This window comes from Alicycliphilus sp. T452, assembly GCF_054512775.1.
The window spans coordinates 1-3,756 of the sequence record NZ_JBTNEH010000057.1 but is presented as its reverse complement, the minus strand read 5'-3'; the positions used below and the strand labels follow the sequence as shown (position 1 = coordinate 3,756).

Genomic DNA, 3,756 nt, shown 5'->3' with positions numbered 1-3,756 from the left:
CAGTTTCTCGGGGGCGATGCTTGGGCGCCCGCCCTTGATGTCGGCCTCGTACATCGCCGAGAACCTGGCGTCCATCTTGGTCAACGCGTCATTGAGCCAGGCGCGGATCGAGCGCAACGGGTGGTTGACCGGCACAAAGCTCTCCAACCTCACCGTGGTGAACAAGCTCTCGTTGTAGCTGTCTGCTCCTCGCATGCTCGGCCGGCTCCTTCTTGGGCAACGGCCCGATGTTCGGCTACACAGGGTGGCGCGTCGATAGGTATTTCAACGGCCTGCTAATGAAAGACATCCGCGCCGACGACCTCAAGGCGATCCTGAACTTCAAACGAGCCAACATCTACACCACCAACGCCATCGAGTCGATGAACATGAGCCTGAGGAAGCTGACCAAGAACCGTGGCTCGTTCCCCTGCGACGAGACGCTGACCAAGCTGTTCTATCTGGCCCTGCGCAACATCAACCAAAAATGGACCATGCCGATTCGGGACTGGAAAACCGCGCTGACCCGATTTACCATTCAGTTCGGAGACCGCATCTCCATCAACTGAAGTCCGAACCGTTTACACAAAAATCCGGATTCGCCCACGTTCGACTTCGTCGTCGGAACTGACCAGCGTACTTAACAAGACCACCGGCAGCAACCAACCCAAAGCAGCCAATTTGCGGGATAGACACCAGCGACTGCTTTGGCTGCAAATGGAAACACTGATATGCCACTCCATTGCATTAAGCCAGACTTGCTTGTTTAGCAGGACTCATCAATCCTTATCACGAGCTTGCCCAAGCCTCCCCGCTCAGATACCTGCCTGATTGCCAAGCCGGTTTGATGCAGTGGCAGCGTTGCAGATACTTGGGGTTTAATCGCTCCATCAGCGACATAAGCGAGGACTTGCTGCAAGCTCCTGCGTGCTTTGCTCCAATTGCGGTCTCGCCATACGTCGTATCTCACCCCCAACAAGTCATAGCCCTTCACAAGGGGCTTGTTCAAAGCGACACTGGGAATTTCGCCAGACGCGAAACCGACCAGCAAGTATTTGCCTTCCCATCCTATGCATTTCTCCGCTTCGGAAAACGCTGCACCACCTACCGGGTCGAACACGACATCCACGCGGCTCGATGGGACTACGTTTCTCAGATGGCGAGACCAATCAGGCAGCGTGTAGTCAATCGCATGGGTGGCTCCTGCTTTCAGCGCGAGGCGGCGTTTTGCTTCCGAGCTGGCTACCGCGATTACGTGAGCTCCCATTACGCTTGCAATTTCTACAGCAGCTAATCCGGCCCCACCAGCAGCCCCCATCACCAGCAAGTAGCTACCAGCTTTCAAACCCGCTTTTTCCACCAATGCATACATGGCCGTACCGTAGACCACGGGAAGTGCGGCAGCTTGCTCAAAAGTGACGGCATCGGGAAGTGGAAGAACTCGTTCTGACGGGAGAACCATCGATTCTGCGAATCCTCCGCCGCGAATGTCGGATACGCCCATCACTCGTTGACCGATGTGGAGATCGGTGACTCCACTCCCAATTTCTGAGATCACACCACTCAGCTCGGTTCCGGGAATCCATGGCAGGGCAGGCTTTTCCTGATACTTTCCGCCGATTTTCAGGTAATCGGCGAAATTGATGCCTGCAGCCTTGATGGTAATGCGTACCTCGCCAGACTCCAAGCCACGCTCTGACAGGTCTTGCAATTGCAATGCCTCGGGCTCGCAATATTGGACGCAAACGACGGCTTTCATTCTATTCTCACACCGGTTATTCGGACGATGTTTTTCCACTTAGCAGTTTCTTCTGCGACGAACTTCCTCATTTGGTCGAGATTGAACTGAGTTCCAGGCTCGCAATTCTGCTGTTTGAGTCGTTCAATAACTTCCAGAGAGTTCATGACACGATTAACTTGCTGATTGAGCAGCGAGACATCTTTAACAGCCGTACCAGCCGGAGCATACAGGCCCAGCCACGACGACGTATCCACATCTTTGTAGCCAGCTTCGGTAATAGTGGGCGTATCGGGGAACAGGTTGCTGCGCGATTTGGCGGCAACTGCCAGAAGCTTGATTTTCCCGGCGCGGATGAAACTGGCCACGCTAACCGAGTCCATGAAGGCCACATTGATCTGGCCCGCGACCAAATCGCTGATGGCTGGAGCGCCACCACGGTATGCAACGTGCGTCAGCGGAGTGCCCGTGACGTGCCTGAACAGCTCACCCGCCAGATGCGATGAACCTCCAACTCCTGCAGAGCCATAGGGCACCGTTGGTTGAGATTTGGCCCAGTTGATGAATTCCGCAACGGACTGAACGGGTAGTTGTGGGTGAACCACAAGAACAATCGGCGCATTTGCAACCATGGCAATGGCTTCAAAATCCTTGACTGGATCGTAGCGTACGGTTTTCTGAGTTGCCGGAGCAATGACATGTCCAGCTGCACTGAGCTGCAAGGTGTAGCCATCTGGCGACTTGCGCGCAACATACTCCGTAGCGAGTTGACCTGCAGCGCCTGGCTTGTTCTCCACAATGACGCTTTGCTTGAGCCCTTTGCCCAGCTCCGCTGCCAGCAATCTTCCGACGATGTCTGTCATTCCTCCCGGAGCAAAACCGACGACCATCGTGATGGGCTTGTTGGGGTAGTTAGTCTGAGCAAGGGAATATTGATGTACGAGTGGCGTTGTGATAGACAATACGGCCAGTTTCAGAAAGTCTTTTCGTTGCATGGTTGTCTCCTTTTCTACCTTCTTTGGTGAGCTGGCGTGCGCTGTGGCTTATGCCTCATAACACGCCATCACCATCGCGGCACCGGAGCCGAAATTTGCACTGATTGCAGGTTCAGCTCCGAAATCAACACTCAGTCTGCGCGGAAACCATCCATGATGGTTCGAGGCGCGGCAGCTGACGATGTGGCGCGGCCGGACAGAACACGCTTGGCGATCACATGGCGCTGCATTTCCATGCTGCCGTCCCAGATACGTGGGCCGCGCAGGTCGCGGTAGAAACGTTCGATCGGGAGATCCACCGAGTACCCAAACCCACCATGGATCTGTAACGCCGAGTCCACGACGCGGCCTGCCATTTCCATGCAATACATCTTGACCATGGAGCATTCGGCATTGACGCCAATACCTTGGTCGTATTTATGAGCAGTATCCAGTGCAAGGAGTTTGGCGAGATGGATTTCTGTGGCCATGTCTGCCAGCTTGAACTGGATTACTTGATGGTCGGCCAGCGATTTACCGAACGACTTGCGTTCGTGCGCCCAGTCCACGCTCATGGCCAGCAGCAGCTCAGCGCTGTGGGTGTGGCGTGCACCGATGGTCAGACGGGAGTAGTCGATGGATTGCAGCGCAACAGCAAAACCGTGGCCCAGCTCTCCGCAGACCATGCTGTTGTCCACTTCGCAGTTTTCCAGAATGATTTCACCGGTTGGTGATCCCTTGGCGCCGAGGAACAACTGCTCCTTGCCGTGACGCAGGCCTGGATTGTCGCGATCGACAAGGAAAGCAGTAATGCCGCCGCGAATCTTTAGGTCCGGATCGGTGACGGCGAAGATGATGTAGAAGTCGGCGATTGGCGAATTGGTGATGAAATGCTTGGTGCCGTTCAAAATCCACTTGGAGCCCACCTGCGTTGCTGTGTGTTGATTTCCATGCAAAGCTGACCCACCATTTCCATCGAATCTTGACCCACCCTGATTCGTGAACTTCACGCTCACGTTGTGGATAAGTTCTTGGTCGCCTTCTCCTTCTTGGTGGTCTGTGGTG

The 3,756-nt window shown here is 54.9% G+C and carries 4 protein-coding genes and 1 pseudogene; 1 reads left to right on the top strand and 4 read right to left on the bottom strand.

The annotated features are described in order from the left end of the window. The coding region (locus tag ACX12L_RS22795; RefSeq protein WP_459264553.1) for a transposase at nt 1–195 on the bottom strand (195 nt) is incomplete at its 3' end. A 131-nt stretch (nt 196–326) separates the two neighbouring features. Between ACX12L_RS22795 and ACX12L_RS22790 the strand changes: the two are divergent. Then, nucleotides 327–548 (top strand): annotated as a pseudogene (locus tag ACX12L_RS22790) (transposase); the annotation flags it as partial. 197 nt (nt 549–745) lie between these two features. Here ACX12L_RS22790 and ACX12L_RS22785 read toward each other — a convergent pair. From ACX12L_RS22785 to ACX12L_RS22775, 3 genes are all read right to left on the bottom strand, one after another. Beyond that, entirely contained in the window at nt 746–1,738 is a 993-nt protein-coding gene (locus ACX12L_RS22785; RefSeq protein WP_459264552.1) for an NADPH:quinone oxidoreductase family protein, read from the bottom strand. Further along, a complete protein-coding gene (locus ACX12L_RS22780; RefSeq protein ID WP_459264551.1) occupies nt 1,735–2,712 on the bottom strand; it encodes a Bug family tripartite tricarboxylate transporter substrate binding protein in 978 nt (325 codons plus the stop codon). Before ACX12L_RS22780 ends, ACX12L_RS22785 begins: the two co-directional genes overlap by 4 nt. Before the next feature lie 131 nt (nt 2,713–2,843). Next, the coding region (locus ACX12L_RS22775; protein WP_459264550.1) for an acyl-CoA dehydrogenase family protein at nt 2,844–3,756 on the bottom strand (913 nt) is incomplete at its 5' end.